1 pseudogene is annotated in these 1,035 nt (G+C 28.3%); it reads right to left on the minus strand.

Annotated elements, in window-relative coordinates:
* Positions 1-1,035: pseudogene (locus BKK47_RS12545) on the minus strand (HTH domain-containing protein); the annotation flags it as partial.

The raw sequence follows: 1,035 nt of genomic DNA on the forward strand, positions 1-1,035 counted from the left end.
TCGTGAAAATAGTGAATATCAAGGGTTTCTTCTTTTGCAGATAAATTACAATAAATACCTATTTTTTGTTTTTTAGATAAAATATCTAAACATAGATAATATTTATCTTTCTCTAAGTATTCTTGAATAGGAAATATGTTGAGCTTGTATTCTTTAGGAATGGGGCTAGGTGTGATTTTGGGTAAGATTTTATCATATTGGTAGGTATGATAGAAAATAGTAGAAAGTGAACTAACATATTCATTCTCCTTCATATTATCATCAGCATAATAAATAGGAGAATAAGGAATATCCATATTTTTACCATAGCTATTACATAAGTAATAGTCATAATCAAGATTTTTATTTAAGTCTAATTCATAGAGCATCTTTGTATCAATTTTAAGTATCTCATCACTAAAATAATTTCTCAAATTGAATTTTATTTGTTGAGTACTTAATCTGCCATTGATTGAGATAATAGCCAGTTTAAGTTTTTTCTTATTCAATTTTATACGATTGAAAATACCGGAAAGTACATCAAAAATAAAATAATTCTCACGCTGTGAGAATTGATAATAATATTTTTGTTTAAATACCTTGTTTAAACGTTCAACAACTTTCAGTAGTAAAGGGTTAGATTGAGTAATATTTGTATTGTAAAAACCAAGATCCACATCATCCGATATGCCAAGTGAAATTTTCATTGTAATCGGAATGAGTAATTTAAACAGATCCTTGAAGCCTGTGTGATCCGTTGAAATATCTACATATAAAATAGCGGTGATTTCATTAAAAATAAATTGATGAATTTCAGCGGTTTGTTTGATGAGGTTATTGTAGTTTTCCTTACTGCAATCAGCATAACGGTAAAGATCATTACTCATAATGAGAACATAAGTGAGAAAACGTATTACTTCCGGGGAGAAATAGCAAGCTATATCTTCTTTTTGTAGATTTTCCAACAGTTGGATTAAAAATAGATATTCTTTTGTTTTCTTATAATGGAAGGGTAGGACGGGTAAATCAATACGATAATCTTGTTGGCGATCATAT

Source organism: Rodentibacter mrazii (assembly GCF_001998825.1).
GTDB classification, from domain to species: domain Bacteria; phylum Pseudomonadota; class Gammaproteobacteria; order Enterobacterales; family Pasteurellaceae; genus Rodentibacter; species Rodentibacter mrazii.